Genomic DNA, 24,772 nt, shown 5'->3' with positions numbered 1-24,772 from the left:
GTGTAGGTCTCGATTATGCTCGACCCATGTCCGAAACACCGTCCGAGCAGCAGCCGGACAGCGTCTTCTACCGCCCGCAACGTCCCCGCCGCTCGGAGTCATCGCTGAGCCGGGACCGAATCGTCGCCGCGAGCGTCGCGCTGCTCGACCGCGACGGCGCGAGCGCGCTGACCATGCGCAAGGTCGCGGCGGAACTGGGCGTGCACGCGACGAGCCTGTACTGGTACGTGCAGCGCCGCGAAGATCTCATCGACCTGGCGGTCGACCACGTGCTGGCCGAAGCGGCGAGCGCGCTGCCCGGCGACGACGTGCCGTGGGACGACGTCGTCTTCCGCGTCGCGAAGCAGTACTACGACTCGTTCGTCGCCCACACCTGGGCCGCCGAGTTCGCGGGAGCGCGACCGCTGATCGGGCCGAACGCGCTGGCGCTGGCGCAGCGGATCATCACCGCGCTGCGCGAGGCCGGGGGCACCGAGCAGGACCGGGCGATCGCAGCGAGCGCGATCTCCCAGCAGGTCCTCGGGGCGGCCACGACGGCCGCCGTGGTCGGTGGCCTGTCGAACGCGCCCGCCGACGAGCTCGCCGCCGCCGTGGGAACCCCGGAGACGCTCGGCATCTGGATCCCGCCGTTCGACGACGTGCTGCGGCTGCTGGTCGACGCCATCCGGGCCAGGCTCGCGGCGGCGAACCCCGACCGGTGAGACCGGCGGGGAGCTCCGTCAGTTCGCGGACGCTCGCAGGCGGATCGGTTGCAGGTCCCACCAGGTGATGCAGCGCCAAGCCCGTTCCAGCGGGCCGTAGCGGAAGCGGGCGAGCCAGAGCCTGCTCGACACCACCTGGACGACGATGATCCCGGCGGCGAACACCGGCATCGTCGCCCAGGCGCTGGAGCCCTCCAGGCCGCGTGCTGGAGATGCCGAGCGCGGTCGACGGCGTCGACCAACTACGTCACCGCGACGCTGCTGGTGGTGCGCGTCGGGCGGCTCATCCCGGTCACGTGCCGAGTCGAGGATTCGAGGCGGGCGGGTGATCGGCTTCGCGGCCATCCCGAGCCACTGCTTTCGGGCAGCACCGGGCCGCGGCGGCGAGACCGCATTCGTCCTGAGTGGACAGTCACGCGAGGCCGGGTGCGCGCCCGTTCGGACGGGCGCGCACCGCCGGCCGAGCGGGCGTCAGGCCCGGTGGTTCTCCGGGAGCCACGCCTCGAAGTCCGCGCCGCCCACGACGAAGCGCCCGAACTGCTCGGCGAACTCGTCGACCTTGCGGCGGTTGTGCGCGGCCACCGCGTCCGGCGCGGCGGGCAGCGGTTCGCGGACACCGGCGAACACGCTGTAGAGCGGCACCGGCTGCGCGCCGCGGCCGAGCTTGGCCTCGTAGGTGCCCAGCCCCAGGCCGATCTCCGCGATGCCGCGCTCGGCACCGGTGCGCACCGCCTCGTACATCAGGACCTTGAAGTAGTCCGCCCGGTTCGGCAGGTCGTAGTCGAAGCCGACCACCCGCGAGTAGATCCCGTCGTCGCGGCGGTAGCGCAGGGCGAACGCGGCGGGCCTGCCCTCGTCCTCGACCAGCAGCACCGAGCTGTCGGCGGAGAGGTGCCGGGCCTGCCGGTGGTAGACGTCGAGCGCGCGCTCCAGGCTGTACCAGGTGTGGCCGTACTTCTGCATGAGCGCGTTGTTCAGCGGGGCGATCACGTCGACGACCTCGGCCAGCTCCACCTCGCGGATGGTGCGCCCGCTCTCGGCGAACTCGCGCAGCTCGCGCCGGACCCGGGTGCGGCGGTTGCGCGGCAGGTAAGCCAGGTAGTCGTCGAAGGACCAGTCGGTGCGCAGCACGTTCTCCACGTCCTGCAGCACCACGACCGGCTCGGCGTCGGCGTGCGCGCGGGCCACCTCCAGCGCCTGGTCCAGCGGCAGGAACAGGTAGCCGAGCAGGTCGGCGTCCCGGTCGACGGCCCACGTGAGGGTGTCGGCGGTGAGGGCCTCCACGGCGGCGGCGCGGTCGGCGGCCGGGAGTCCCGGGCGCACCGGCAGCTGGCCGCGGAACTCCGACCAGCCCGCGCCGATCACGTACGGCCGCCGCTCGTAGGCCTGCGCGCGCTCGTCGTCGACGATGCCGTCGAGTAGGAAGGTCGGGGCGTAGAGGCGGTGCGGGGGTTCGGTGAAGGCGTAGGTCTCCAGCCCGGCTGCCGCGCCCTCGTCGTCGGCGGCGATCAGGTGGCGGGCCGCCGCGGTCTCCGGCAGCTCCTCCTCGCGCACGCCCAGCCAGCCCGACGCCGAATAGGTGGTGGCCCGCTCGCGGAGGGAATCCCACACCTGCCCCGGAACTTCGGCGGCGCGGTCGTAGGCGGTGAGCTTCATCGGTCGTCCTTCTGGGGTGCGGCGGTGTGTGATCATCAACTCTTCCAGATGGGCCGCGACGCCGTCCTCGTCGTTGCCCCCGACCACCGCGTCGGCGCGGCGCCGCACTTCGGGCGAGGCCCCGGCGACGGCGACGGCGGTGCCCGCGACCTCGAACATGCCCAGGTCGTTGGGGGCGTCGCCGAAGCAGATCGCGGCGTCCGGTGTCGTTGCGCGCCGGGCCAGCACCCACCGCAGCGCGGTGCGCTTGTCCGCGCCGGGAGCGGAGAACTCCAGCAGGCCCGAGGTCGAGGAGGTGCAGCCGAGGCCGAGTTCGACGGCGACCTCGCGGCCGATCTCGGGCGGGCAGCCGACGACCATGAGGCACAGCACGCCGAACCCGGCGGGCACGGCCTCCGCCCGGTGCACCCGCGCCGACGCGCTGGCCAGGACGTCCGGCCAGCCGGGGGAGAGCACCCGGTCCTCGACCCGGTCCAGCGCCCACACCGCTTCGGGGCACCGGCGGGTCAGCTCGGCGACGGCGGCGGCGGTGAGCTCGGCGGGCATCGCGACGGTGCGCACGATCCGCCCGGATCCGGTGTCGGCGACCACGGCGCCGTTGGAGCAGATCAGGTCGCCCGGTGCCGCGTCCCGCAGCACCTCCCGCGCGCTCCACAGCGGACGAGCCGTGGCGTACACCAGGTGCAGTTCCGCCGCGACGGCGCGCAGGGCGCGCGCGGAGCGCTCGGACAGGGTGCCGTCCGAGCGCAGCAGGGTGCCGTCGAGGTCGGTGGCGACCGCCTCGACGATCCGCTCAGCCGACATCGCCGCGGCCGATCCGCCTGGCCAGCGCGGCGGGGTCGGAGGTGCGGCTGCGCACCAGCACCGGGCCGGTGCCGTCGAGCTCGTCGAACAGCCGCTGGTTGGCCTCCTCGATCCGCCGCCGCAGCCGCAGCGCGAACCACAGGATCGAGCGCGGGCCGACGACGCTGCGCAACGTCTCCCGGTTGCCCGACGCCCACAGCTCCTCCCGCCGCACGTATCGGCGGATCGTGCGGCGCAGCAGCCGCGGCCAGGACACGCGCAGCGGCGGGTCGAGCCACACCACGCAGTCCGCCGTGGCGGCGAAGTCGTCCACCGCCACGGCGTACTGCCCGTCGACCACCCAGGTCGGTTCGCGCAGCGCCGTGCCGAGTTCCGCGCGCAGTTCCGCCGCGGGCCGCGGCGTCCAGTCCCGCTGCCAGTGCAGCCGGTCCAGCTCCACGTGCCGGGCGCCGGCGACGGCCGCGAACTCGGTGGCGAACGTCGTCTTGCCGCTGGCCGAACCGCCGAGCACCCACACCCGGCGCGGTGGTGCCGGTGTCATCCGGCCGCCGCGTGGAAGCGGTGCGCGACGATCGCGGCGTAGCGGTGGTAGTGCCACTGCTCGAACCCGAGGTGGCTCTCGCCGTAGATGCCGAGGTCGGTGTTCTCGAAGACCTCCCAGCCGTCGCGGGCGACGATGCGCCCCATCTCCTCCAAGCCGGGGTAGTAGCCGCAGGCGCGTTCCTCCGGGTTGAGCCCGATCAGCCAGTCCGCGAAGAAGATCCCGCCCGGCGCGACCATGCCCATGGCGTGGTCGAACAGCGCCTGCAGGGTGTGGTGGCGGTTCGGTGGCATCGACCACAGCCCGCTGCCCATGACGAACTGGAACTCGCCGTCGGCGGGCAGCGTCATGTAGTCCTGCTCGACGATGGTGCAGCGGTCCTCCAGGCCCTCGTCGGCGAGCCGCTTGCGCAGCCCCACCACCTCGTGGCGGCCGTCGACCAGGTCGAGCTCCCCGCCGTCGAGGAACAGCTCGTCGGTCTCCACCCCGACGACCTCCCAGCCCGCGCGCAGCAGCGGCAGCGCGAACTTCCCGTCCGAAGCACCGAGCACGCACGCCCTGGGCCGCACCTGCTGGGCGTACACGCCGGTCGGCAGATAGCGGGACATGGCGGGGAAGTAGGTGAAGTACGGCGCCCAGTAGCTGCCGCGATCCACTTCCAGCGGCGGATTCAGAGTCTGTTCCAGCATCGCGCATCCCTCTCGAACATCAGTCGTTCTTGCAGCGTGTTCTTGGTCTGTGTCTTGTCAGCGGCGGAGCCGCTGAGCAGTGACCGGCTTGAGCAAGGTGACCACCGGCGGGTTCTCAGCGGCCTTCTCGCGAGGACAGCGATTTCGCCGTGTATGGCATACATCAGAAATCGATCCCGCAGCGAGAAGGCCGCTGAGGTTCCGCTACCGGACCCGCTACGCAGATCACCCGACGGAAACGCCGCTCTCGTCGATGGCGCTGTTGCGGACGTTTCCCCAGCGGCGTTCGGCGGTTTCGTGGATGTACCAGATGTCGTCCTCGGTGAGCAGCTTCGAGACCACCTCCGGGTAGGCCTCCTCGAAGAAGGTGTACGGCGGGGTGTTCTCCCGGCGGGAGTGGTAGTCGAGCTTGTCCTGCCCGTGCTCTTGGGCCACGCCGGTGCCGGGGTGGTAGGTGAGGATGTTGGGACTGGCCATGATCAGCAGGTCGTCGTCGATGAGCAGGCCGATCTGCTCGATCGTCTCGGCGATGGTGTCGCGGTCCTCCCCGTCGAGGCCGAACAGCACGGAGCTGCCGACGCGGATGCCGTGGTCGCGGATCGTCTCCAGCGCCGCGCGGACCTTGCCCACCCACGGTTCGGGGTTGCGGCGCAGCAGGTTCTTCTTCACGTGCCGCATGACCTGCTCGGACATCGACTCGATGCCGATGTAGATGTAGGTGCATCCGGCTTCGCGCATCAGGTCGAGCCCGGCGGCCACTTCGTCGCGCTTGGCCTTGTTGAGCACGACGTCCACGGTCAGCTGCGCGCCCCACTCCAGTTCCCGCAGCGGGCGGTGGGATTCCGCCAGCGCGAGCAGGTCCCGGCAGAACTCGTTGATCGCCGTCCAGTTGCCGCCCCAGAACACGGGGTCGTCGAAGAACAGCGCCTCCGCGCCCCAGTCGGCGAGGGTGCGCACCCGGCGGGCGACCTCCTGCGATTCGGTGATGGCGAACCGGGTGGGCAGCCGCTTCATCGCGCTGCTCTCCGAGCAGAAGGTGCACTTGAACGGGCAGGCGTCCAAGGTCATCATGTGCGCGGTCCGGCTGCCGTGCGGGGACGAACCGGCCTGTTCGAAGACCCCGAACCGGGCTCGGATGGAGAACGCCTCGTACGGCGAGGGCAGTTCCGACCGGCTCAGCGCCCGGCCGCGCACCGGTTGCACCAGCACGTCGCGGGTGCCGAAGCCGACGATGTTGCCGACTCCGGCGAGGTCCGCGCGGGTGGCGGCCAGCGGTGCCAGCGCGTCCATCACCGCGTCGACGTCGGTCCCGGCGAAGCCGGGTTCGGAGACGAGCCCGACCGCTTGCAGCAGCAGGTCGAGCAGCGGAGCTCCGTCGCCTGCGACGACGAAGTCCACCACCCGGTCGCTGCGCCCGTCGCGCTGCACCTCGACGGTGCTGCTCCAGGACAGCTGCACGAGGCCGGAGCCGCGTTCCTCCCGGATGGTCTCGTCGGCGTGCCTGCCGCCGAGCACCACCAAGCACTCGGGGACTTCCCGCTTGGCGTCCGCGGCCATCTCCAGCGCGTACCGGTGGCCGGCGGAGACCGCGCTGAGCAGCAGCACCTTCGGCCGCAGCGCGCGCAGCTGGGCGAGGAACGCGCTGCGCGCGGCCGCGTCCCAGATGCGCGGGTCGAACACCTTGCCGTCGGTGGTCGGGTTCTCGGCGGCCAGCCCGGTGCGCGGCCCGGACTGGCTGCGCCGGTAGTGCACGTCCGGGTAGTGGCCCCAGTCCGGGTACACGTCGTCGACGTCGGGCTGCTCGGGCAGCCCGGTCGCGCGCCGGTGCGCGGACCGTTCGACGGTGCTGATCAGGGCGGAGTACAGGCACATCGGGTCGCCGGGGTAGGCGACTTCGCCGCCCCGGTTGGTGGCCACCGGGACCAGCGCGGCCAGCACCGGGAAGCGCAGCGCCGCCTCCTGGTCGCCTTCGGCGGCGGTGAATGCGTTGCGGCGCAGGCGAAGCCGGTCGCCGAGCCGGCCTGCGGGATCGGCCGGGACCGGTTCGGGCAGCAGCGGGTCGCGCACGACTACGTCCACTTCGGACTCCCCTCGGTGCTTCGGACCGGGGCGGTCACAGCGCGGTGATCAGGTCGCGCACCTCGGCCGCGGCGGCCGGGGAGTCCACCGTCGTGGTGGAGTCGCCGAGCTTGCGGTAGGCGAAGGTGGTCAGGCACGCGCGGGCCACGTCGGCGAAGTCGGATTCGGCCTTGGTGGCGGCGAACCGGTCCAGCGCCGCGGTGTCGCCCGCCGCCACGGCCTCGCGGACGCCGCGCTCGGTGTCGACGAGCTCGCGAACAGCGGCCTGGGCCTGCTCCGGGGTATCGGGCAGCGCGGGCAGCGATCCGGCGGTGATCGGGCCGTCGGCGACGGAACGGGCCAGCTCGATCTCGTTGTCGTAGAAGTGGAACGTGCCGGACTGGTGGATGTAGGGGCCGGGTTCCACGCCGAGCAGCGCCGCCGCCCACTGGTGCATCAGCATGAACAGGAAGCCGTCGTAGGGCAGCACCGTGAGGGCCTGCTGCGCGCGCATCACGGTGATCCAGCTCAGCCGGTCGTCGCGCAGGAACATCTGCACGCCCACCGCGCACGGGTATTCGCGGGACTGGCGGAAGTTGTCCTCGGGTTCGAGCACCAGGGCGAAGGTGCGCCGGTGCGCGGGGTCCTGCCGGATGCGCTCGACGACCGCTCCGATCTGGTTCCCCGAGGACGTGATCAGGCGGTGGCCGAAGGCGCCGCTGAGGGTGTGCTGGTCGTCGGAGTACTCGTGCGCGCCCCGCCGGTAGTGCGCGGGGGTGTCGACGTCGTTGCGCCCGTCCAGCGACCAGGCGAGCAGGCCGAAGCAGTAGGGCAGGTTCACCGGCAGCGCCGGGCTGATCGCGAGCGAGCTGCGGGGGTCGCGCACGCGGAAGGAGTGGGCGATCAGTTCCTGGTAGGGGCGGTCCTTCTGGCCGAAGTCCGATGCCTTGGAGTGCGGGTCGCGCACCGAGGGCACGGCGGAACCGCCCTCCAGGATCTCGCGAAGTCCGGTGGTGTAGGCGTCGGCGAAGGAATCGAATTCAGACACGGTGCTCCGCTCGGTGCTGTGGTTGTGCCCTCCGCGAGTGCGCCCGCGCTCATCGGACCGGCGGTGAATACCACCGGTCGAGGGCGTGGGCATAGCGGCCGGAATGGTGATTTCACCATTTCGCCGCGATGAGGAGGGGATCGGTGCTGACGTGCACGATCTGATGTGGTCGAACTGTCGTTATGAACCCTTCTGGTCTCGATTCCAGCACCAGAACTTTGGTGATATTACTAGGGTTGTTCGGCCGTTCGTGTACTTGCTTTCCACGTCAAAGACCATGTCTACCGGGCAAAACGGGCGATGATGATGCGTCCGGGCGGGGTGGAGGTGTAGTCGGGAACAGTGTGGAAAGACCTCGTTCTGGTCTTGCCGGTCAATTCGTCCTGGTTTTCGCGGGATCGCGTGATGGCGTCGATATCAGCACTGTTGATCCATGTGGGTGATCCCGTGTAAATGTTGTTGCCTTGGCAATTATGGGGTGTCTAGCGTGCTTGCGGCGCATATTTGGGCCGTGCTAGTTTCCTCGCTCGTGATCATCTTCGCAGATCAGGGGAATCTTCCCGGCGACCCATTCCGCGCCGGGCGGCCCGCCGCCCGCTGAGCCGATCCGGGTTCGGCGGCGACGAGATCGCCCCGCCCGGCCCGCCGCACCGGTGCGGCGCCCCCGCTGCCGCCGAGCGCGCGCAGGCGCGGGACACCCGCCCCGCGCGACCCCTGAGAGGAGAACCGTGCCCGACACCACCTCGCTCGACCCGGACCCGGCGCTGCTGCCCTCCGCCGACGACGTCCGGTTCTACGCCGAACACGGCTGGTACCTGTCCCCGAAGCTGCTCACCGACGACGAGGTCGACACCCTCGTCGACGCGAGCGAGCGCTACTACGCCGGGGAACGCGACCGAACGCTGCCGCACCACCCGGCGAAGCTGTCCTACTGGACCGCCGCCGACGGGGACGTGCAGCGCAACAACGACTACGTGCACTACGAGAGCGACGCCATCGCCGCGATCCTGCGCAAACCCGAGATCGCGGCGACCGCGGCGCGGCTCGCGCAGGTCGACCTGATCCGGATGTTCCAGGCGACCCTGCTCTACAAGCCGCCGCAGCCCGGCGAGAAGTCGAACATCGTGCCCTGGCACTTCGACAAGTACTACTGGGCGTCCTGCAGCTCCGAAGACCTGATCACCGCGTTCATCCCGTTCCACCACTGCGACGAGTCGCTCGGCACCATCACCATGGTCGACGGCAGCCACCGGTGGTCGGAGTTCCGCGGCTGGGACAGCCGCAAGGGCCACGCCGCCGTCGAAGGCGACCAGCAGCGCGAGCACCTGCTCGCCGAAGCGTCCCGGCGCAACGACGCCGACGTGGTCAAGGTGCCGATGACGATTCCCAAGGGGCACATGACCTTCCACCACTGCCGCCTCTACCACGGCAGCGGCCCCAACGTGAGCGACCGGCCGCGCCGGGCCATCTCCATGCACATGCAGGACGGCTCGAACGCCTACCGCGACCACCGGCTCGCCACCGACAGCAGGCAGACCACCTACAAGCACGACGAGCTGGTGCGCCGCACCGCCGACGGCGTGCCCGACTACTCCGATCCCGAGTACTGCCCGGTGCTCTGGCAGGAAGGCCGCCCGAGCGCATGACCGCACTCCGCTTCGCGCCGCCGATCCGGTTGTCGCCGGGGGCGCGCACCGCCCTCGGCACCGCCGTGGTCGTGCTCACCTACGCGTCCCTGATCGCGACCCGGCCGACGTCCCCGCACGGGGTCGGCGGCTCGGCGGCGCTGCTCGCCCTCGTCGGCTACCTGGCGGGGTCGCTGCTGATCGTCAGCGGCGCCATGGCCCGGCTCTCCACCTCCACGGTGACGCTGTTCCCGGTGGCCATCACCCTCAACATCGTGATCGGCCAGGTGGTGCGGATCAGCGGCCTGCCGGTGCACCTGGACTCCATCGGCACGGTGCTCGTCGGCGCGCTCGCCGGGCCCGCGGCGGGCGCGGCGTGCGGGGCGCTGTCGAGCATCACCGTCGGCATGACGATCAACCCCGGTTCGCTGCCCTACGCGGTCACCGCCGCCTCCGTCGGCGCGCTGGTGGGCCTGTTCGCCCGGTTCGGCCTGTTCCGGCGAGCGCCCGCGGTGGTCGTGGCCGGTGCGCTGATCGGCGTGGTCGCCGGCATGGTGTCCGCGCCGACCACCGCGTTCGTCTTCGGCAACGCGAGCGGTCAGCTGGGGCAGTCGGTGGTCATCGGGACGTTGCAGGCCTACGGCAACAGCATGCTGGAGGCCGCCACCATCAACGGGCTCATCGCCGACCCGCTGGACAAGGTCGTGGTCTGCCTGCTGGCCTACGCGGTCCTGTCGGCGCTGCCCGCCCGGCTGCGCCAGCGGTTCCCGTTCGCGCGGGAGCACGGCGTCTTCGGCCGCGACCGGCGCGCCGCCGCGGAGGTGGGCGCATGAGCGCGGTGATGTTCTTCCAGGACGGCGGTTCGCCCGTGCACCGGCTCAACCCGGTGACGAAGCTGGCGCTCGCGCTGGCCGTGACCACCACGGCGTTCGCGATCCCGGTGTTCTGGGCGCCGCTGCTGCTGGTGCTGCTCGTGCTGGTGCCCGCGGTCGTGGTCGCCGGGGTGGGCCGCACCTACGCCCGGTTGCTGCCGCTGTTCGCGGCGCCGCTGGTGATCTCGGTGTTCCTGCTGCAAGGGCTGTTCTTCCCCGAGGGCACCACGGTGCTGGCCGCGTGGGGGCCGGTGGCGGTCACCGCCGAGGGGCTGTCCTTCGCGGCGCTCACCTCGCTGCGGCTGGTGGCGATGCTCGGAGCGTTCCTGTTCCTGCTGCTCACCACGCATCCGGGGGCGCTGATGAGCGCGATGGTCGAACGCGGCCTGTCGCCGAAGACCAGCTACGTGGTGTCGGCGACGCTGCAGATCGTGCCCGCGTTCCGCGCCCGCGCCCGCAACGTGCTGCGCGCCCAGCAGGCGCGCGGCCTCGACACCACCGGCCTGCGCCGCCGGGTGCGGACGCTGCTGCCGCTGATCGGCCCGCTGCTGCTGGGTTCGCTGGCCGACCTGGAGGCCCGCGCGGTGGCGATGGAGGCGCGCGCGTTCGGCGCCCCGCACCGCCGCACCGCGCTGCTCGCCCTCGCCGATTCCCCGGCGCAGCGGGTGGCGCGACTGCTCATGGCGGCGGTCGCGGTGGCCGCCGTCGTCGCCAACGTCGTCGGAGTCGCCCGGTGATCGAGTTCGAGAACGTCGGCTTCACCTACCCGGAGACCGCCGAGCCGGCGCTGCGCGGCATCGCGCTGTCGGTGCCGCAGGGCCAGGTGTGCGGGGTCGTGGGCGCGGGTGGGGCGGGCAAGTCCACCTTCGCGGCGGCGATCGCGGGCATGGTCCCGCACGTCACCGGCGGGACCCTCACCGGAGCGGTGCGGGTGGCGGGCCGCTCGATGGCCACCACTGCGCTCGCCGAGGCGGTCACCGATGTGGGCCTGGTCGTGCAGGACCCGTTCAACCAGATGTCCGGCGCCAAGTTCACCGTCCGCGAGGAGCTCGCGTTCGGCCTGGAGAACCTCGGCGTGCCGCGGGCGGAGATGGTCGAGCGGATCGACGCCGTGCTCGCCGAACTGGGCATCGCGCACTTGGCGGACCGGTCGCCGTTCAGCCTCTCCGGCGGCCAGCAGCAGCTGGTGGCGATCGGTGCGGTGCTGGTCATGCGGCCGAAGGTGGTGGTGCTCGACGAGCCGACCTCGCAGCTCGACCCGGCCAGCACCGCGCTCGTGTTCGGCGCCCTGGCGGCACTGCGCGCGGGCGGGATCACCGTGGTGCTGGTCGAGCACAAGGTGGCGGGGCTCGTCGAGCTGGCCGACCGGATCGTCGTGCTCGCCGACGGCGCGATCGCCCTCGACGGCACTCCGCACGAGGTGTTCACCGACGAGCGGCTGCCCGGCTTCGGCGTCTCGCCCACCCGGTACACCCGAGCGGCGCGGCAGGCCGCCGAACGCGGCCGGTGGCCCGCGGACCGGCCGCTGCCGGTCTTGTTCGACGAAGCCGCCGCGGGTTTCGCCGCACCCGAGCCGATCCACCCCCGCTGACCCGGAACCCCGGCGGCACCGGGGAAAACGACGTGTCGAGGAGGCCCCGCCGTGCGGGCAGACATCCGGGTCGAGTCCCTGACCCACCAGTACGACGAGCACGTGACCGCGTTGCGCGGGATCTCCACGACCGTGCGCCAGGGGGAGCGGGTCGCGGTCATCGGCCCCAACGGGGCGGGCAAGACGACGCTGGTGCAGCACTTCAACGGCCTCGCGCGCCCCACCTCGGGCCGGGTGCTGGTCGGTGACCGGGACACCGCCGAGTACCCGATCTCGACGCTCGCGGCGCAGGTCGGCTTCGTGTTCCAGAACCCCGCGGACCAGTTGCACGCGCGCACGGTGGCGGCCGAGGTCCGCTTCGGGCCGCGCAACCTGGGGCGCTCGGCGGCCGAGGCGGACGCGCAGGTCGCGGCGGCGCTGGCGGCGACCGGGCTGACCGAGCTCGCGGACGCGCACCCGTACCACTTGGCGCCCGCGCAGCGGAAGCTGGTGGCCATCGCGTCGGTGCTGGCGATGGACACTCCGGTGGTGGTGCTGGACGAGCCCACCACCGGCCAGGACGCGTTCGCGCTCGACGTGCTCAGCGCGGTGCTCGCGGACCTCGCCGAGCGGGGCCGGACGGTCATCGCCACCACGCACGACATGGACTTCTGCGTGGAGAACTTCGACCGGGTCCTGCTGCTCACCGACGGCGAGCTGGTCGCCGACGGCGCTCCCGCCGAGGTCTTCACCGACACCGCCCCGCACCGCTTACCGCAGTTGTTCCGCCTCGCGGGCGAACTCGGCTGGGACTCCCGACCGACCACAGTGGACGAATTCGTGACGATGCTGGAGTGAGCGGGGGCGCACCAGGACGAGGTGCGCCCCCGCTCGGCCTCCCGGAGCGCGGGCCGGGTCGGGGTTTCCGGCGCCGCGACGGGCGGGAGGCCACCCGGGCTGCGAGCGAATCGGGGAGGAGGGGTCCGCTCGGCCCGGGAGTTCAGGAGTCATATCGGAGTGACCTGCGTAGCTGGTCGCTCAGCGGAACCTCAGCGGCTTGCTCTGGCTGGTCGCTGCTCAGCGGCTCCGCCGCTGACAGGACTACGACCTGAGTTCATTCTGCGAGGGCCTCAACCGAACAGGCCCGGCTCCGGCCCCGGGAGTTCGGCGCGCAGCACCGCGTTGCAGTCGGTGCAGGTAGGGGCGATCACCCAGTCCTCTTCGGACGGATCGGCGGTGAGCCGAACGCCGGTGCCGCACACCGAGGTCTCGCTCACCTGGCCGCACCAGCGGCGCCCCCGGAACGCGTGCCGCACCGCATCCCCGCCGGGACGCCAGAAGTGCCGGTCAGGCATCGCTCACCGCCACGCATTCCCGGCAGGCGTCCCGATCGAACGTGCCGTCCGGGCAGGCGCCGCGCCGCAGGTGCACCGGCCCGTACACGAACGCCCCGCACGGCGCGGGCAACGCGCCGCCGTCGGACCGCCGCACCACGTGCCACCGCGAATCCACCGGCCCGCACGACGCGGCCCAGATCAGAACATCCATCGCCCACCTCCGGTGTGTTACTGAAACATCATGTGTTACGCGTACCAGTAACGCAATGATTCGATCAGGTGACTCTGGGTGAGATCGTCTACCTTTAGACTTGGTACATGCGGCGTACCACGGGCGGAGCCCCCAAAGCGCGAGCGCTGGGCGCCGAATTGCGCGAAGCGCGTGAGGCCACAGGCAGAAGCATGCGAGCGCTCGCGCGAGATCTCGAAACCAACCACGTCAAGCTTCAGCGCTACGAGACCGGAGAGATCGTCCCGAAGCCAGAGCTCGTGGCCACGTACTTGACTGCTCTCGGGGTGTCAGCGGCCGAACGCGATCGATTGGTCGAGATGGCGCGCGACGCCGACCAGGAAGATTGGCTTTCGACCACCAAGAGTGGTTCCCGGAAAGAACTCACCATGCTGGTGGAGTTCGAGCGCACCGCTACGAACATCAGCGACATCGCTACCGGCGTCATACCCGGCTTGCTCCAGACGGCTGACTATGCCCGAGCGATCATGCACGGTCTCCCGCTCAACGAGGTGGAGACCTTGGTGCTCATGCGGGTGGGTCGCCGGGAGATCCTGGCGAAGAAAAATGCGCCTCGGTTCACCGCGATTCTGGCCGAATCCGCGTTGTGGGAGCTGATCGGTGGTCGTGAGGTCATGGTGGAGCAGCTGGAACATGTGATCCACATGTCCGAGCGCCCCAACGTGGATGTTCGGGTGGTGCGCAGTGGAGCCACGCGCTGGCACCCCGCTCATATGGGTTCTTTCACCGTCTACGAGTTCGCCAAAGCCAATCCGATCGTGCACATGGAGCACTACCGGTCGTCCGCGTCGTTGACGAACTCAGGTATAGCCAACGAGTACTTGAACGCGGTTCAAGACTTGACGAACATAGCGATGTCGACCGAGCAGTCGATCGAATTCATCGCTGAGCGAATCGACAATCTGAAGGAGGCTCGGTGACTTCACGAACGCCGACTGGATGGCGGAAGTCGAGCAGATCAGGCCAGCAGACCAACTGCGTCGAAGTCGGCAGGCTCGGCCCCGGCGCCGCCGTCCGGGACACCAAGGATCGCGCCGCCGGGTATGTGGCGGTCGACGGTGATCGCTGGAACGAGTTCCTGTTAGCTGTCAAGACCGGCCGCTTCTTGCGCTGATTCGCCCGGCTCGCCGAGTGTCGCGTCCTCACGGCGGACGTTCGGCGCAGCCGGGTCCGCCGGGACGCGCCGCATCGCCCGGATTCCCTGCGCTTCCGGAGACTTGGCATCAAGTCGTTCGCTTCGGAGGTGGCGTGCTTTGAACTTGACCTGACCCGGAGCCGCTGCAAACCGAGCGCTATGCCTACAAAAACCACCGCGGACACGAGAAGGGGCCAACAGTGGATCTTCACGACGCGAAGTGGCGCAAGTCGTCCCGGTCGAACTCCGGGGGTTACTGCGTCGAGGTGGCGGTCACCCCGGCCGTGATCGGCGTGCGGGACACCAAGGACCGCGCCGCCGGGCACTTCACCACCGACCACGTCCGCTGGAACGAGTTCCTCACCGCCGTCAAGGCCGGCCGCTACTCGCGCTGACCTCACTCGGCGAAGCTCGCCGTCGTTTCGGTCGGTGATCTGGAAGGGGAGATGCAGTGAACGTCACGCCCACGAACTGGCGAAAGTCCACCCGCTCGCACCTGGTTTCCAACTGCATCGAGGTCGGCAAGCTCGGCTCAAGTGCTGCGGTCCGCGATACGAAGGACCGCGATGGTGGGTACGTGGCGATCGATGCCGCTCGCTGGAGCGAGTTCCTGTTAGCCGTGAAGGCCGGCCGCTTCTCGCGCTGATTCGTCCGGCTCGCCGAACGTCGCGCCGCGCATCGCGGGGCGTTCGGCGAAGCCGCTCGCACCGCGCGCCGCCCGGATTCCGGGCCGTTCCGGGGAAATGACAGCATTCACGTCTGCCCCGAGAGGGCGCGGCCCGGCCGGGTTTTCGGCGCGGGGATCGCGGTGTTGAGAGGTCTCTGTCGTGCAGTTGACGCATGTCGCCCGAGGAAGCCGCCGGGGTTTGGTCCTGGCTGGCGGCGGGCTGGTGGACGCGCTGGGAACCGGCCTGTTCCTGGTGCTCATCCCGGTGTACGTGGTGGTGCGCCTGGGGATCGACCCGGTCCAGGTCGGTGTTGTGGTGGGTGCCGCGAACCTGATCGCGCTCGCCTCGCCGGGCCCGGCCGGGTGGTTGTCCGACCGGATCGGGGCCGGTGGGGTGTGGACGTTCCTGCTGCTGGTCCGGACCGTCGGGTACGCGGCGTTCCCGTTCGTGTCCTCGTTCTGGGCCTACGCGGTCCTGCTCTGCGTGCTGGGCCTGGCGGACCGGGCGAGCGCGCCCGTCCAGCAGCTGTTCCTGCTCCAGGCCGAACGCCCGGAGAACCGCAGCCGCGCCATGGCCGTGCTGCGCACCGCCCGCAACATCGGCATGAGCGTCGGACTGCTGCTCGGCGGCGTCGTCGTCTCCATCGGCACCGACGCCGCGTACTTCACCGGATTCGCGATCAACGCGCTGTCGTTCCTGGTGCTGCTGGCCGTCGTGCGGGTGCTCATCCGGCGCGGACGCGGACCGGTGCCCGAACCGGACGAGGTAGCGGTCGAATCCCCGGAGCGGCGCAAGGCGGTCCTCAAGGATTCCCGCTACCTCACGCTGGTGGCGGGCAACGCGATCCTGCTGCTGCACGACTCGGTGCTGTTCACCTTGCTGCCGCTGTGGATCATCACGAGGACCCCGCTGGCCGACGGCTGGGTGGGGCCGCTGCTGGCGATCAACACCGTGCTGACCGTGGGATTGCAGGTGCCGCTGACCCGGTGGACCCGCACCATCCCCGCCGCGCGCCGCACCGCGATCCGCGCGCTGGTCCCGCTGCTGGCCGCGGCGGCGCTGTTCCTGACCGCGGAGAACGCCTCCGCCGACGTCGTACTGCTGGTCGTGGTGCTGGCGGTCGTGCTGATCACGGTGGGGGAGAACATGCACTCGGTGTCGGCGTTCGAACTGTCCTACCGCCTCGCGCCGGAGCGTTCGATGGGCGCCTACCTCGGCGCCTTCGACTTCGGCCAGGCCGTGCAGTTCGCGGTCGGCCCGCCGTTCATGACCGTCGTCGTGCTGCGCGGCGCGCTGACCGGCTGGGGAGCGCTGGGCGCCGCCTTCGCCGTGGGCACCGTGATGATGGCGGCGGCGGCCCGCAAGCGCTGAGCTCGGATCGGCGGTGCCCGGACGTTCTGCGTCGCACTTCCAAATCGGCCCGCGCCCGCCGACCTCGTCCGGTCAGGTGGCGGATCGGAGCCGTCGGCGGGCGGTGCGGTCGAGGATGCCGAGGGTGGACTTGAGGGCGGATTCGGGGACCACCGGGAAGGTGAAGCGCTCCTTGTGCGCCTCGTCGACCTCCGACCAGTCGTAGTAGGAAGTGACGCGGGTGCCGTCCTCGGCGGGTTCCAGCCGGTAGCCGTAGATGTGGCGGACGTTCGTCCGGCCCGGGGACTCGACGGTCCAGGCGATCTCCTCGCCTGGGGTGAGCTTCGTGATGACGACCTCGACGTCGTACTCGCCCAACGGGAGGTCCCCGAGCGCTTCCCGGCTCATGTGGACCAGGAACCGATCGCCGGGCTGCTCGACCGGCCGACCCTCAGCGTCCATGAGCATTCCCGACGCGTCGATGTCCACGTGGCCCTGCGGGTCGGCGAGGACCGCGAAGATCACGCCTGCCGGGGCCGGGACGTACCGGGACACCTCGATCCGCTCGGCGTCCGCACGGGAAGTGCCGTCGGAGGCCGCGTCCGTGCGGCCGGCGGAGGAATCGTCGACGTTCATCGGTTCGTTCCTCCGCACGGCGCTCAGGGCTGGTGGTGATCAACAACACCGTACACCGCGACGTCCCCGCGACGGCGACGTCGCGGGGCACGTCAGGACTGGTGGAGGAGGCGCTTGGTGGTGCGGCGGAAGGCCCAGACGACGACCACGGCGGCGAGCGCCGTCAGCGGGGTGCCCATGGCGACCTTCGCGAACGCGAGCCAGCCGGTGGAGTCGGCGAGGTAGAGCCATTCCTTGACGATGAACCGGGCGGTGAACACGGCGGTCGCGGCGAGCGTGGCGATGTAGTGCGCGCGCAGCGACGGCCGGTCCTCGCGCCAGTGGTGCGTGCCGCCGTGCAGGGCGTTCCAGGCGAGCCCGGTGATCGGCCTGCGGGCCAGCAGCGAGGCGAGGGTGACGACGGCGCCCGCGAGGCTGGCCCAGATCCCGATCAGGAAGAAGTCGTTGGCCGACCCGGTCCACGCGGCGATGCCGCCCGCAGCCGCGACGCCGAACACGCCGCCGAGCGCCGCCGAGACCTTCTCCCCGCGCAGCAGCCGCACTCCGGCGAGCACCAGGGCCACGGCGACCGCGATCCCGATGGTGATGGGCAGCGGCGCGAAGGGGACGGTCGCGGCGAACACGACGACCGGCAGCGTCGTGTACACCATCCCCGAAGGACCGCCCAGGTGGTCGAGCATCGTCTGCTTCTGCTCGAAGGCCGGTGCGGTGGTCGTCTCGTCGGTGCGGTCGTCGATGCGGTCCATCGTGGTCATCGCTGATCTCCCGGTGTGCCGTGGTGTGGGGTGAGCTGCGAACCAGGAGAAGCCGTGCCGCAACGGCATGCTCAAGATCCCGGCAGAGTGTCATGGGTCACATTTCTGGGTTATGCCTGTTCGTGCGCGGTGCTTCGGCGCTCGCGCGCTTGACCGTGCCGCAACGGCACGGTTTTCACTGGAACCCGTCGGCGCGACCGCGTCGGCGGAACGCTCTACGAACGAGGTGATGGCGTGGGATGGAGCACGCGTGAGATCGCTGAGCTGGCCGGGACGAGCCTGCGAGCGGTGCGGCACTACCACGAGGTCGGCCTGCTGGCGGAGCCCGAGCGGCGGGCCAACGGCTACAAGCAGTACGGCGTGGCCCACCTGGTTCGGGTGCTGCGCATCAAGCGGTTGACCGACCTCGGCTTCTCGCTGTCCCAGATCGCCGCCATGGGCGACGCCGACGACCACCCGGAGCAGGCATTGCGCACCCTCGACGCCGAACTGGCCGCCACCATCGAACGGCTCCAGCGAGCCCGCATCGAACTCGGCCTCATCCTGAGCAAGTCCGCGCCCACCGACCTGCCCGCGGACTTCGCCCCGGTCGCCGCGAACGCAGGGCTCTCCGACGCGGACCGCTCCCTCGTCGTGGTCATGACCAGGGTCCTCGGCCCGCAGGGCTTGCAGACCTACGGCGACCTGCTGCGCAACGCCCCCGGAGACGCCGCGGACAAGGAGTTCGAGGAGCTGACCGCCGACGCGGACGACGACACCCGCCAGCGGCTGGCCGAACGCCTCGCCCCCTACATCCGCGACGTCGAAGAGGCGAACCCCGGATTGCGCGACATCCACGCCGACGCCCCCGGCGGCGTCCGCCACGCCCAGCGGACCTTCGGCAAGGCCATTCGCGACCTCTACAACCCCGCCCAGATCGACGTCCTCGTCCGAGCCGAAGCCCTCATCGTCGACAGCCGCAAATCCGAGGAAGACCCCGGCTGACCCGTTCCACCCCGCAGCAGCGGGCGCTGCTCCAGTAGGGCGCCCCCTGGTCCGCTAACGCCCCCGCCCGAGCTTTCCCGCGCTCAGATCGACGAAAGATCGTTCGCGAGCAAGAGGATCGTCGGTAGCATCGATCGATCTCGGCCGAGTCGCCGATCCTTCTACGCGCTGGGGGCCGTGTGGTGCACCGGAACGCTGGCAACGGGGAACCGGTGGCGCTCGGCAAGTGGCAGCAGTTGGCTCTGGCCCTGGGAGGTGTCCTCGGGTCCGGCTGGATCATCGGCATTCCCGAGGTCGCGCAGGTGACCGGTCCGCACCGTTACCTCGGCGTGCTGCCGTGGCTGGTCGGGTTCGCCGTGCTCGTGCTGGTGGCCGCGATCGTGGTTCGGCTCGCCCGCACGGATCCGCGTTCGGGCGGGTTGGCGTGGTGGGCGCAGGACCGCAGCGGCCGGGTCGTCGGCACCATCATCAACGCGGGACTGTTCGTCGTCTACGCGGGGAATCCGCCCGCCGGGGCGTTGGCCGCCGCGACCGCGCTCAACGACGCGTTCGGCTGGCGGTGGTGCACGTCCGAGGACGGCACGTGCGAAGTGGCGGACTGGCGCATCGGGCTGCTCGCGCTGGGCTTGCTGAGCGCGTTGTTCGCGGTCCACGTCCTCGGTGCCCGCGCGATGCTCCGGTTGAACGTGGTGCTCAGCGCGGCGAAAGTCCTCCTGCTGCTGGTGTTCATCGGCGTCTCCGCGTTCGCCCACGTGCTGATCCTCCCGAACCCGGGCCAGGATGGTGACGCCGTCTTCGCCGTGCTCACCGTGACCGCGACGACCGGGATCATCTTCGCGTTCACCGGGTTCCAAGGGCCGGTGGACAACGGCGACAAGTCCGGCAAGGACCACCGCGGCTTCGCCGTCTACGGCGCGCTGATCATCTCGTTGTTGCTCTACGCGGGGCTCCAGCTGGTGTTCGCCGAGGGACTTGCCGGGAACTGGCACCTGCCCGATCCCGGATCGGGCTGGCCGTTCGCGTTGCGGGTCGTCGCGACGGTCCTGCCGCCGCTGACGAACGCGCTGGTCTTCCTCTACCTGGCCGCGATCGTGCTCAAGACCTCCGCGGAGCAGGGAGTGCTCGCGCTGCCCGGCTTCAACAAGCGCAAGTCGTTCCAGCCGATGCTGGTCATCTTCGCGTTCGGGTTCGGCCTGCTGGTGCTGATGTGGGCGGGCATCTCCGAGATCACCGCCGCCAAGAGCGTGCTCTACCTGTTCGTCTACTCCTACGCCGCCGTCTGCTACCGGGCGTCGTGGCGGCAGAACGTCCTGGAGCACTCGCGACTCGACACCCGCGGGGGCCGCGCGCTGGCGCCGGTGAGCTTCGCGGCGGTCACCGTGATCGCGTTCTACACCGGATTCCCCACGTTGCTGTGGGCGTGCGCGCTGATGGTCGTGGTCGCGACACTGATGTTCTGGTCCCGCCGCGCGGAAGCGGATCGCAACCGGGCCCAGCACCTGCGCCGCGCCCGGTGGCTGCTCGGCTACTTCGCGGTGCTGCTGGTGCTGAGCGGGTGCCACTTCGTCGTCCGGTACTCCTTGGCCGCGGACCCCGGCCCGCTCGCCGACCTCCTGCGCGGATCCCGCGATCTGCCGCCGTTCGAGAACGGGCTGGTGGACGGAATCGTCACCAGCGTCCTCGCGGTGGTCGCGGTGGTCGCGGGGCTGCTGTTCTACCGCAGCGGTGTGCGGGAGGCCGAATCCTTCATCCGGCTCAAGAACGGGACCTCCGGCTGACGGCTCCACGAACCCCGCCGGCGTCCTCCGCGCGACCGCCGAACGTGCGACGAACGGGCCGATCCGATCGGAGAAAGCAGATCGACCGGACGAAGCTCGCCAGTAACATGGATCACTCCTGGCGGCATCGGAGTCGCCGACTCGGATCCGTCTACGCACTGGGAGCCGTGTGGTGCACCGGAACGACGACAGCGGAGAACCGGTCGCGCTCAGCAGGGGACAGCAGTTGGCCCTGGCGCTGGGCGGCGTCCTGGGCGCTGCCTGGCTTTCCGGGGTTCCCGAGATGCACCAGGTGTATTCGAAGTCCGGTTCCCCCGTGTACCTCGTCGTCCTGCCGTGGCTCGTCGGCTTGGTCGTGGTGCTCGCCGTCGCCGCGATCGTCGTCCGGCTCGCCCGCACGGATCCGCGGTCGGGCGGGTTGGCGTGGTGGGCGCAGGACCGCAGCGGCCGCGTCGTCGGCACCATCATCAACGCCGGACTGTTCACCATGTACGCGGGAAATCCTCCCGCCGGGGCGCTCGTCGCGGTGCTGGCGCTCGACCGCACCTTCGAGGGCGTGACGTTGTCCTACCCGCGCAGCGACGGCGGCTTCGCGCTGACCGGTGGGGGAGCGCTGGCCGCGTGGGCCGTGCTGAGCGGGCTGTTCGCGATCCACGTCGTCGGCGCTCGCCTGATGCTCCGGCTGAACCTGGCGCTGAGCGTGGCGAAAGCGGTGCTGCTGGTGGCGCTCGTCCTCAGCGCCGCGAGCGTGCACTACCTGATCCTTCCCGCGCCGACCGGTGCCGACCAGGACATGGCCCTGACCATGCTGATCCCGGTGATCACGGCAGCCGGGATGATGTTCGCGTTCACCGGGTTCCAGGGGCCGGTGGACAACGGCGACAAGGCCGGCAAGGAGCACCGCGGCTTCGCCATCTACGGTGCGCTGATCATCGCGACGGTGATCTACCTCCTGCTCCAGCTGGTGTACACGGTCGGGGTGCACGACGCCTGGCGCGCCCCCGAGCCCGGTTCCCCGGAATCCCTGCTGGTAGCGGTCGTGAGCGTCCTGTCCCCGCTGACCAACGCCCTGCTGTTCATCTACCTGGCCGCCATCGTGCTCAAGACCTCTGCGGACCAGAGCGTGCTGAAGCTGCCGCGGCTCACCATGCGCAGCTCGTTGCAGGTGCTGTTCGTCGTGTACCTGTTCGGCGTCGCGGTGCTGGTGCTGATGACGAGCCTGGGCGACTGGTCGGAGATCACCGACGCCAAGAGCGTGATCTACCTGTTCGTCTACTCCTACGCGGCCGTGGCCTACCAGGCGTCGTGGAAGGCGGAGATGTTCCCCGGTCCGCGCGGTGGCCGGCTGCTGGCACCGGTGAGCTTCGTCGTGAGCACGGTGATCGCGTTCTACACGGGCTTCATCACGCTGCTGTGGGCCTACGCGCTGATGGCAGTGGTGGCGGCGGCGATGTTCTGGTCGCGGCGCTCGGAGACCGACCGCAACCGGGCCGAGCACCTGCGGCGGGCCCGCTGGCTGCTCGGTTACTTCGCGGTGCTCCTGGCGCTGGCCTGGTGCCACCTGGTGATCCGGTACCTCCTGTCGGATCCGACCAGTAAGGAGGAGGGCCGCCCCGAATTCGTCGAGTTCATGCTCGGGCGCGAGGACCTCTTCCGGTTCGAAGATCCGCTGCTCTACGGGATCACCGCGGTGGCGCTGGCGGTGGCCGCAGGGGCGGCGGGCCTCCTGTTCCACCGGGTCGGTGTGCGGGAGGCCGAATCCTTCATCCGGCTCAAGAATCGATCCGACGCCTGAAGTCGCGTTCCCGCCCCGGCGCACCGCTCTCGCCCAGCTCCTTCGCATACCGCCGGTGCAGCGCCGCGTCGTCCCGGTTGTAGACGGCGCCGTCGATCCGCGCCACGAGGTCTTCGGCGACGGGATGGTCGTAGTGCGACACCGCCGCCACCACCCGGGCCAGGTAGGTGAGCGTCACCGCGTCCTCGCCGGGCTCCTCGCTCTGCTCCTGGACCGGCAAGTCCTTGAACTCCTCGTCCAGCTTCCGGACCAGCGGCACGGTGATCTCGGACAGCTTGCGCGAGCTCGGCGCGGGCAGGGCGACCAGCAACGCCGCGAGCTCCTGAGGTGCCAACCGGAGCGCGTGCTCGTGCAGCACCATCCGGAGCACGTCGTCCACCGGTTTCGTCGACTCCTTCTTGCCCAGGCCCACCAGGAACTCCCGTGCGTCCAGCAGGACTTCCGGCGGCACCACGGCGGCGAACCAGGTGGCCAGCGGAACGCTGTGGCGGAGCCCGTCGACGTCTTCGTGCCACTTCCGCAGCAGGAGACCGATGTCGTCACCGTCGCGCTGCCGTCCCACGGCGGTGAACAGCTGCTCGGCGTAGCGCGGGCACGCGAGCGCGAACTGCACCAGGTGCGAGGGTTTGCGGCTGCCCGCCACCGCGTGCGTGATGTTCCAGGCCAGTTCGGCGTCCTCGTCGGCGGCGTGGCGGTGCAGCGCGATCACGTCGTCGATCGGGCGGTCGGCGACGACGTCGCGCACCAAGGCGTCCGAGCGGCCCAGGAAGTCCTTGCGGCTCAGATAGGTCTCCAGCTCCTCCACCGAGGCGCCGCGCAGGTGCGTGAGGAACAGCTCCTCGATCGCGGTCCGCTGGTCGGGGGCGCTGCCGGCGAGGCCGTCGAGCAGGTCGCAGACGTCCTGGGGCGGGGCACCGTCGTGCAGCGCCCGCTCCATGACGATCGCCGGGGCGTCGGCGAAACCCCGCGACCGCAGCGCGCGCGCCAACCGGATCAGGTCGTGAGAGGACGAGGTCTTCACCGCGACCGCCAGCAGGCCGCGCATCACCGACTCGGACCGCAGGTCGAACGCGGCCACGTAGGCCGCGACGTCCTGCGGCAACCGCTTGCGCACCACGAGCTTGCCGATTTCGCGTTCCGCCGCGTCCCGCTGCAGCTGCGCGAACTTCGCCGCGTCGACCGCGGACCGGCCCAGCGCCACGTTCGCCAGCACGGTCTCCACCGCGAACTGCTCGCCCCGCGCGTACAGCGCGGTCAGCACCTCCTGCAGGTCGGTCATCCGGCGCTCCGCGGCGAACAGGCCGAGCAGGCGGTCGGCCGCCTCGGCCGCCGGTTCCTCCGGCTCGCTCACCAGCGCGGCGAGGCGTTCTCCGGTGACCAGTCCCGCCAGGTCCTGTTCGAGCCGGGTGACCTCGGGTTCCCCGGCCACGAGTGCTCGGTGGAACTCCGCGAACCGGTTCGCGTCCAACTCGACGGCCCGCTCCAGCAGGACCTGGGCGAAGTGCGCGCAGTCCGGGCAGGCGCTGCGCGAGAGCTGGCGGGCCGAATCTCCGGCGACGTCCTCGGCGCCGGTCATGAGCACGTCGGCGAGGCCCCGGTGCAGGGCCGGGCGTTCGTGCAGCTGGTGCGCCAGGTCGATCGCGTTCTCGCTGGTGCGCAGCCGGGCGCGCAGCTGCTGCTCGATCGCCGGCGCCGGGAGGTCCGCGCCGCCGTCCAACATCGCCGCGAGTTCGAAAAGGCTCGCGGACTCCAGCTCGTCCTGGATCCGCTGCTTGGCTTCCGGTGAAGAGTTCTCCAGCAGTGCCAGCGACCCTCGTCCGCGGCGAATCATGTCCGGCACCGGGTGACGGTCTCGGTGCAGGTTCCGCTCGAGTTCGGTGAAGACCTCGTCGATGTCGAGCAGGTTGCTCGCGTCGGGGAGTCCGCCGTCGAGGATCTTGATGAGCGCGCCGCTGAACGCGGTGTACACGCCGCGGTCGCCATCGATCGCCTTCGCGTAGGACTCCCCCCAGCGCAGTGCTTTGAGCACCCACGTCCGCTCGTCCCGGAACTCGGGCATCTCGACGTCGACGTGGCTGAGCATCGGCACCTGACCGCACTCGCAGCAGTCCAGGACCAAGACCTTCTTGCTCGCCAGGCACGTCTCCAGCGCTTCGTAGACGTGGTGCACGGGCAGCTGGGTCGATGCGTCGTGCGGCTTGCTGTCGCTGAGCGCCAGGTGCAGTTCGGGTCGGCTGGTGCGCCCGCACGGGGGCAGATCACCGTGGCCGCAGAAGTAGACGAGCGCGGAGTCCGAGGGCCCGCACTCGTCGAGCGTCGAGCGGAGCTCGTCCATGAACCGGCCGCGGATCGGGTTCTCGACCAAGCGGCTCGCGTCCCACAGGGAGCTGGCGTCGAACAGGTCGTGCAGCTTGCGCGCCGATTCTCCGACGGTGGGGTAGGAGTCGAATCCGTCCGATTCGTACTCGGAGACACCGATGAACAATGCGTGTCCGGTCATGAGTCCGCCCTCGTTCTCCC

At 70.5% G+C, this 24,772-nt stretch carries 25 protein-coding genes; 14 read left to right on the top strand and 11 right to left on the bottom strand.

Features of this window, described 5'->3' with window-relative positions; all coding sequences use genetic code 11:
• Positions 1-26: 26 nt before the first annotated feature.
• Positions 27-701 carry a TetR/AcrR family transcriptional regulator gene (locus tag BJ969_RS24980; RefSeq protein WP_184482870.1) on the top strand — a complete coding sequence of 225 codons (675 nt, stop codon included), beginning with the start codon at positions 27-29 and terminating at the stop codon, positions 699-701.
• 18 nt (positions 702-719) lie between these two features.
• Here the strand turns inward: BJ969_RS24980 and BJ969_RS24975 are convergent, their stop codons facing one another.
• The 6 genes from BJ969_RS24975 to BJ969_RS24950 all read right to left on the bottom strand — a co-directional run bounded on the left by BJ969_RS24975 (position 720) and on the right by BJ969_RS24950 (position 7,497).
• Positions 720-1,046, bottom strand: coding sequence for a DUF418 domain-containing protein (locus tag BJ969_RS24975; protein ID WP_184482867.1), 327 nt, complete (start codon positions 1,044-1,046; stop codon positions 720-722).
• Between the two features lie 126 nt (positions 1,047-1,172).
• Entirely contained in the window at positions 1,173-3,161 is a 1,989-nt protein-coding gene (locus BJ969_RS24970) for a GNAT family N-acetyltransferase (RefSeq protein ID WP_184482864.1), read from the bottom strand.
• Complete coding sequence (locus BJ969_RS24965) at positions 3,151-3,702, bottom strand: P-loop NTPase family protein (protein ID WP_184482861.1); 552 nt, start codon at positions 3,700-3,702, stop codon at positions 3,151-3,153. The genes BJ969_RS24970 and BJ969_RS24965 overlap by 11 nt, the downstream gene beginning before the upstream one ends.
• Positions 3,699-4,391, bottom strand: a complete 693-nt coding sequence (locus BJ969_RS24960) for a class I SAM-dependent methyltransferase (protein WP_184482859.1) — start codon at positions 4,389-4,391, stop codon at positions 3,699-3,701. Before BJ969_RS24960 ends, BJ969_RS24965 begins: the two co-directional genes overlap by 4 nt.
• Positions 4,392-4,616: 225 nt before the next feature.
• Positions 4,617-6,470, bottom strand: a complete 1,854-nt coding sequence (locus BJ969_RS30920; protein WP_184482857.1) for a radical SAM protein — start codon at positions 6,468-6,470, stop codon at positions 4,617-4,619.
• 34 nt (positions 6,471-6,504) lie between these two features.
• Positions 6,505-7,497, bottom strand: a complete 993-nt coding sequence (locus BJ969_RS24950) for a thymidylate synthase (protein WP_221315934.1) — start codon at positions 7,495-7,497, stop codon at positions 6,505-6,507.
• 728 nt (positions 7,498-8,225) lie between these two features.
• On the opposite strand from BJ969_RS24950, the gene BJ969_RS24945 reads away from it, so the two are divergent.
• From BJ969_RS24945 to BJ969_RS24925, 5 genes are read left to right on the top strand one after another with little or no spacing between them, the layout of a single operon-like run.
• Positions 8,226-9,143, top strand: a complete 918-nt coding sequence (locus BJ969_RS24945) for a phytanoyl-CoA dioxygenase family protein (RefSeq protein WP_184482850.1) — start codon at positions 8,226-8,228, stop codon at positions 9,141-9,143.
• On the top strand, positions 9,140-9,955 hold the full coding sequence (locus BJ969_RS24940) for a hypothetical protein (protein WP_184482847.1): 816 nt from the start codon (positions 9,140-9,142) through the stop codon (positions 9,953-9,955). Before BJ969_RS24945 ends, BJ969_RS24940 begins: the two co-directional genes overlap by 4 nt.
• Positions 9,952-10,731, top strand: a complete 780-nt coding sequence (locus BJ969_RS24935; RefSeq protein ID WP_184482844.1) for an energy-coupling factor transporter transmembrane component T family protein — start codon at positions 9,952-9,954, stop codon at positions 10,729-10,731. Before BJ969_RS24940 ends, BJ969_RS24935 begins: the two co-directional genes overlap by 4 nt.
• Complete coding sequence (locus BJ969_RS24930) at positions 10,728-11,585, top strand: ATP-binding cassette domain-containing protein (RefSeq protein WP_184482841.1); 858 nt, start codon at positions 10,728-10,730, stop codon at positions 11,583-11,585. The genes BJ969_RS24935 and BJ969_RS24930 overlap by 4 nt, the downstream gene beginning before the upstream one ends.
• Before the next feature lie 51 nt (positions 11,586-11,636).
• Complete coding sequence (locus BJ969_RS24925) at positions 11,637-12,422, top strand: ATP-binding cassette domain-containing protein (RefSeq protein ID WP_184482838.1); 786 nt, start codon at positions 11,637-11,639, stop codon at positions 12,420-12,422.
• A gap of 272 nt (positions 12,423-12,694) precedes the next feature.
• Here BJ969_RS24925 and BJ969_RS24920 read toward each other — a convergent pair whose 3' ends face one another.
• Both BJ969_RS24920 and BJ969_RS24915 read right to left on the bottom strand, forming a co-directional pair.
• On the bottom strand, positions 12,695-12,919 hold the full coding sequence (locus BJ969_RS24920; RefSeq protein WP_184482835.1) for a hypothetical protein: 225 nt from the start codon (positions 12,917-12,919) through the stop codon (positions 12,695-12,697).
• A complete protein-coding gene (locus BJ969_RS24915) occupies positions 12,912-13,112 on the bottom strand; it encodes a hypothetical protein (RefSeq protein ID WP_184482832.1) in 201 nt (66 codons plus the stop codon). Before BJ969_RS24915 ends, BJ969_RS24920 begins: the two co-directional genes overlap by 8 nt.
• 107 nt (positions 13,113-13,219) lie before the next feature.
• Between BJ969_RS24915 and BJ969_RS24910 the strand changes: the two genes are divergently transcribed.
• The 5 genes from BJ969_RS24910 (at position 13,220) to BJ969_RS24890 (ending at position 16,325) form a co-directional block, all read left to right on the top strand.
• Complete coding sequence (locus tag BJ969_RS24910) at positions 13,220-14,071, top strand: helix-turn-helix domain-containing protein (protein ID WP_184482828.1); 852 nt, start codon at positions 13,220-13,222, stop codon at positions 14,069-14,071.
• The gene (locus tag BJ969_RS24905) at positions 14,068-14,265 is read left to right on the top strand and encodes a DUF397 domain-containing protein (RefSeq protein ID WP_184482826.1); all 198 of its coding nucleotides are present in this window, start codon (positions 14,068-14,070) and stop codon (positions 14,263-14,265) included. Before BJ969_RS24910 ends, BJ969_RS24905 begins: the two co-directional genes overlap by 4 nt.
• 221 nt (positions 14,266-14,486) lie before the next feature.
• Positions 14,487-14,681, top strand: coding sequence for a DUF397 domain-containing protein (locus BJ969_RS24900; protein WP_184482823.1), 195 nt, complete (start codon positions 14,487-14,489; stop codon positions 14,679-14,681).
• A 56-nt stretch (positions 14,682-14,737) separates the two neighbouring features.
• A complete protein-coding gene (locus BJ969_RS24895) occupies positions 14,738-14,932 on the top strand; it encodes a DUF397 domain-containing protein (protein WP_184482820.1) in 195 nt (64 codons plus the stop codon).
• Between the two features lie 220 nt (positions 14,933-15,152).
• Entirely contained in the window at positions 15,153-16,325 is a 1,173-nt protein-coding gene (locus BJ969_RS24890; RefSeq protein ID WP_184482817.1) for an MFS transporter, read from the top strand.
• A gap of 72 nt (positions 16,326-16,397) precedes the next feature.
• Here the strand turns inward: BJ969_RS24890 and BJ969_RS24885 are convergent, their stop codons facing one another.
• Positions 16,398-16,940, bottom strand: a complete 543-nt coding sequence (locus tag BJ969_RS24885; RefSeq protein WP_184482814.1) for an SRPBCC family protein — start codon at positions 16,938-16,940, stop codon at positions 16,398-16,400.
• Positions 16,941-17,032: 92 nt separating this feature from the next.
• Entirely contained in the window at positions 17,033-17,695 is a 663-nt protein-coding gene (locus BJ969_RS24880; RefSeq protein ID WP_184482810.1) for a DUF3159 domain-containing protein, read from the bottom strand.
• A gap of 234 nt (positions 17,696-17,929) precedes the next feature.
• Between BJ969_RS24880 and BJ969_RS24875 the strand changes: the two genes are divergently transcribed.
• The 3 genes from BJ969_RS24875 (at position 17,930) to BJ969_RS24865 (ending at position 22,252) form a co-directional block, all read left to right on the top strand.
• Positions 17,930-18,679, top strand: coding sequence for a MerR family transcriptional regulator (locus tag BJ969_RS24875; protein WP_184482807.1), 750 nt, complete (start codon positions 17,930-17,932; stop codon positions 18,677-18,679).
• 182 nt (positions 18,680-18,861) lie between these two features.
• Positions 18,862-20,457: an amino acid permease gene (locus BJ969_RS24870; protein ID WP_184482804.1), complete on the top strand. Its 1,596-nt coding sequence runs from the start codon at positions 18,862-18,864 to the stop codon at positions 20,455-20,457.
• A gap of 172 nt (positions 20,458-20,629) precedes the next feature.
• Positions 20,630-22,252, top strand: coding sequence for an APC family permease (locus BJ969_RS24865; RefSeq protein ID WP_184482802.1), 1,623 nt, complete (start codon positions 20,630-20,632; stop codon positions 22,250-22,252).
• Here the strand turns inward: BJ969_RS24865 and BJ969_RS24860 are convergent.
• Positions 22,230-24,752 (bottom strand): caspase family protein, encoded by a 2,523-nt coding sequence (locus tag BJ969_RS24860; RefSeq protein WP_184482800.1) that lies wholly within the window; start codon positions 24,750-24,752, stop codon positions 22,230-22,232. The genes BJ969_RS24865 and BJ969_RS24860 overlap by 23 nt on opposite strands.
• Positions 24,753-24,772 lie beyond the last annotated feature (20 nt).

This window comes from Saccharopolyspora gloriosae (assembly GCF_014203325.1).
GTDB lineage: Bacteria > Actinomycetota > Actinomycetes > Mycobacteriales > Pseudonocardiaceae > Saccharopolyspora_C > Saccharopolyspora_C gloriosae.
Note: the sequence above shows the minus strand (reverse complement) of the source record. Positions and strands in the feature narration are given on the sequence as shown.

What these genes read in the sequence shown, in the direction of transcription:
- BJ969_RS24980 (WP_184482870.1), top strand. Translation starts at nt 27, where the DNA reads ATGTCCGAAACACCGTCCGAGCAGCAGCCGGACAGCGTCTTCTACCGC.
- BJ969_RS24975 (WP_184482867.1), bottom strand. Translation starts at nt 1,046, where the DNA reads ATGGCCGCGAAGCCGATCACCCGCCCGCCTCGAATCCTCGACTCGGCA.
- BJ969_RS24970 (WP_184482864.1), bottom strand. Translation starts at nt 3,161, where the DNA reads ATGTCGGCTGAGCGGATCGTCGAGGCGGTCGCCACCGACCTCGACGGC.
- BJ969_RS24965 (WP_184482861.1), bottom strand. Translation starts at nt 3,702, where the DNA reads ATGACACCGGCACCACCGCGCCGGGTGTGGGTGCTCGGCGGTTCGGCC.
- BJ969_RS24960 (WP_184482859.1), bottom strand. Translation starts at nt 4,391, where the DNA reads ATGCTGGAACAGACTCTGAATCCGCCGCTGGAAGTGGATCGCGGCAGC.
- BJ969_RS24940 (WP_184482847.1), top strand. Translation starts at nt 9,140, where the DNA reads ATGACCGCACTCCGCTTCGCGCCGCCGATCCGGTTGTCGCCGGGGGCG.
- BJ969_RS24935 (WP_184482844.1), top strand. Translation starts at nt 9,952, where the DNA reads ATGAGCGCGGTGATGTTCTTCCAGGACGGCGGTTCGCCCGTGCACCGG.
- BJ969_RS24920 (WP_184482835.1), bottom strand. Translation starts at nt 12,919, where the DNA reads ATGCCTGACCGGCACTTCTGGCGTCCCGGCGGGGATGCGGTGCGGCAC.
- BJ969_RS24915 (WP_184482832.1), bottom strand. Translation starts at nt 13,112, where the DNA reads ATGGATGTTCTGATCTGGGCCGCGTCGTGCGGGCCGGTGGATTCGCGG.
- BJ969_RS24910 (WP_184482828.1), top strand. Translation starts at nt 13,220, where the DNA reads ATGCGGCGTACCACGGGCGGAGCCCCCAAAGCGCGAGCGCTGGGCGCC.
- BJ969_RS24885 (WP_184482814.1), bottom strand. Translation starts at nt 16,940, where the DNA reads ATGAACGTCGACGATTCCTCCGCCGGCCGCACGGACGCGGCCTCCGAC.
- BJ969_RS24880 (WP_184482810.1), bottom strand. Translation starts at nt 17,695, where the DNA reads ATGACCACGATGGACCGCATCGACGACCGCACCGACGAGACGACCACC.
- BJ969_RS24860 (WP_184482800.1), bottom strand. Translation starts at nt 24,752, where the DNA reads ATGACCGGACACGCATTGTTCATCGGTGTCTCCGAGTACGAATCGGAC.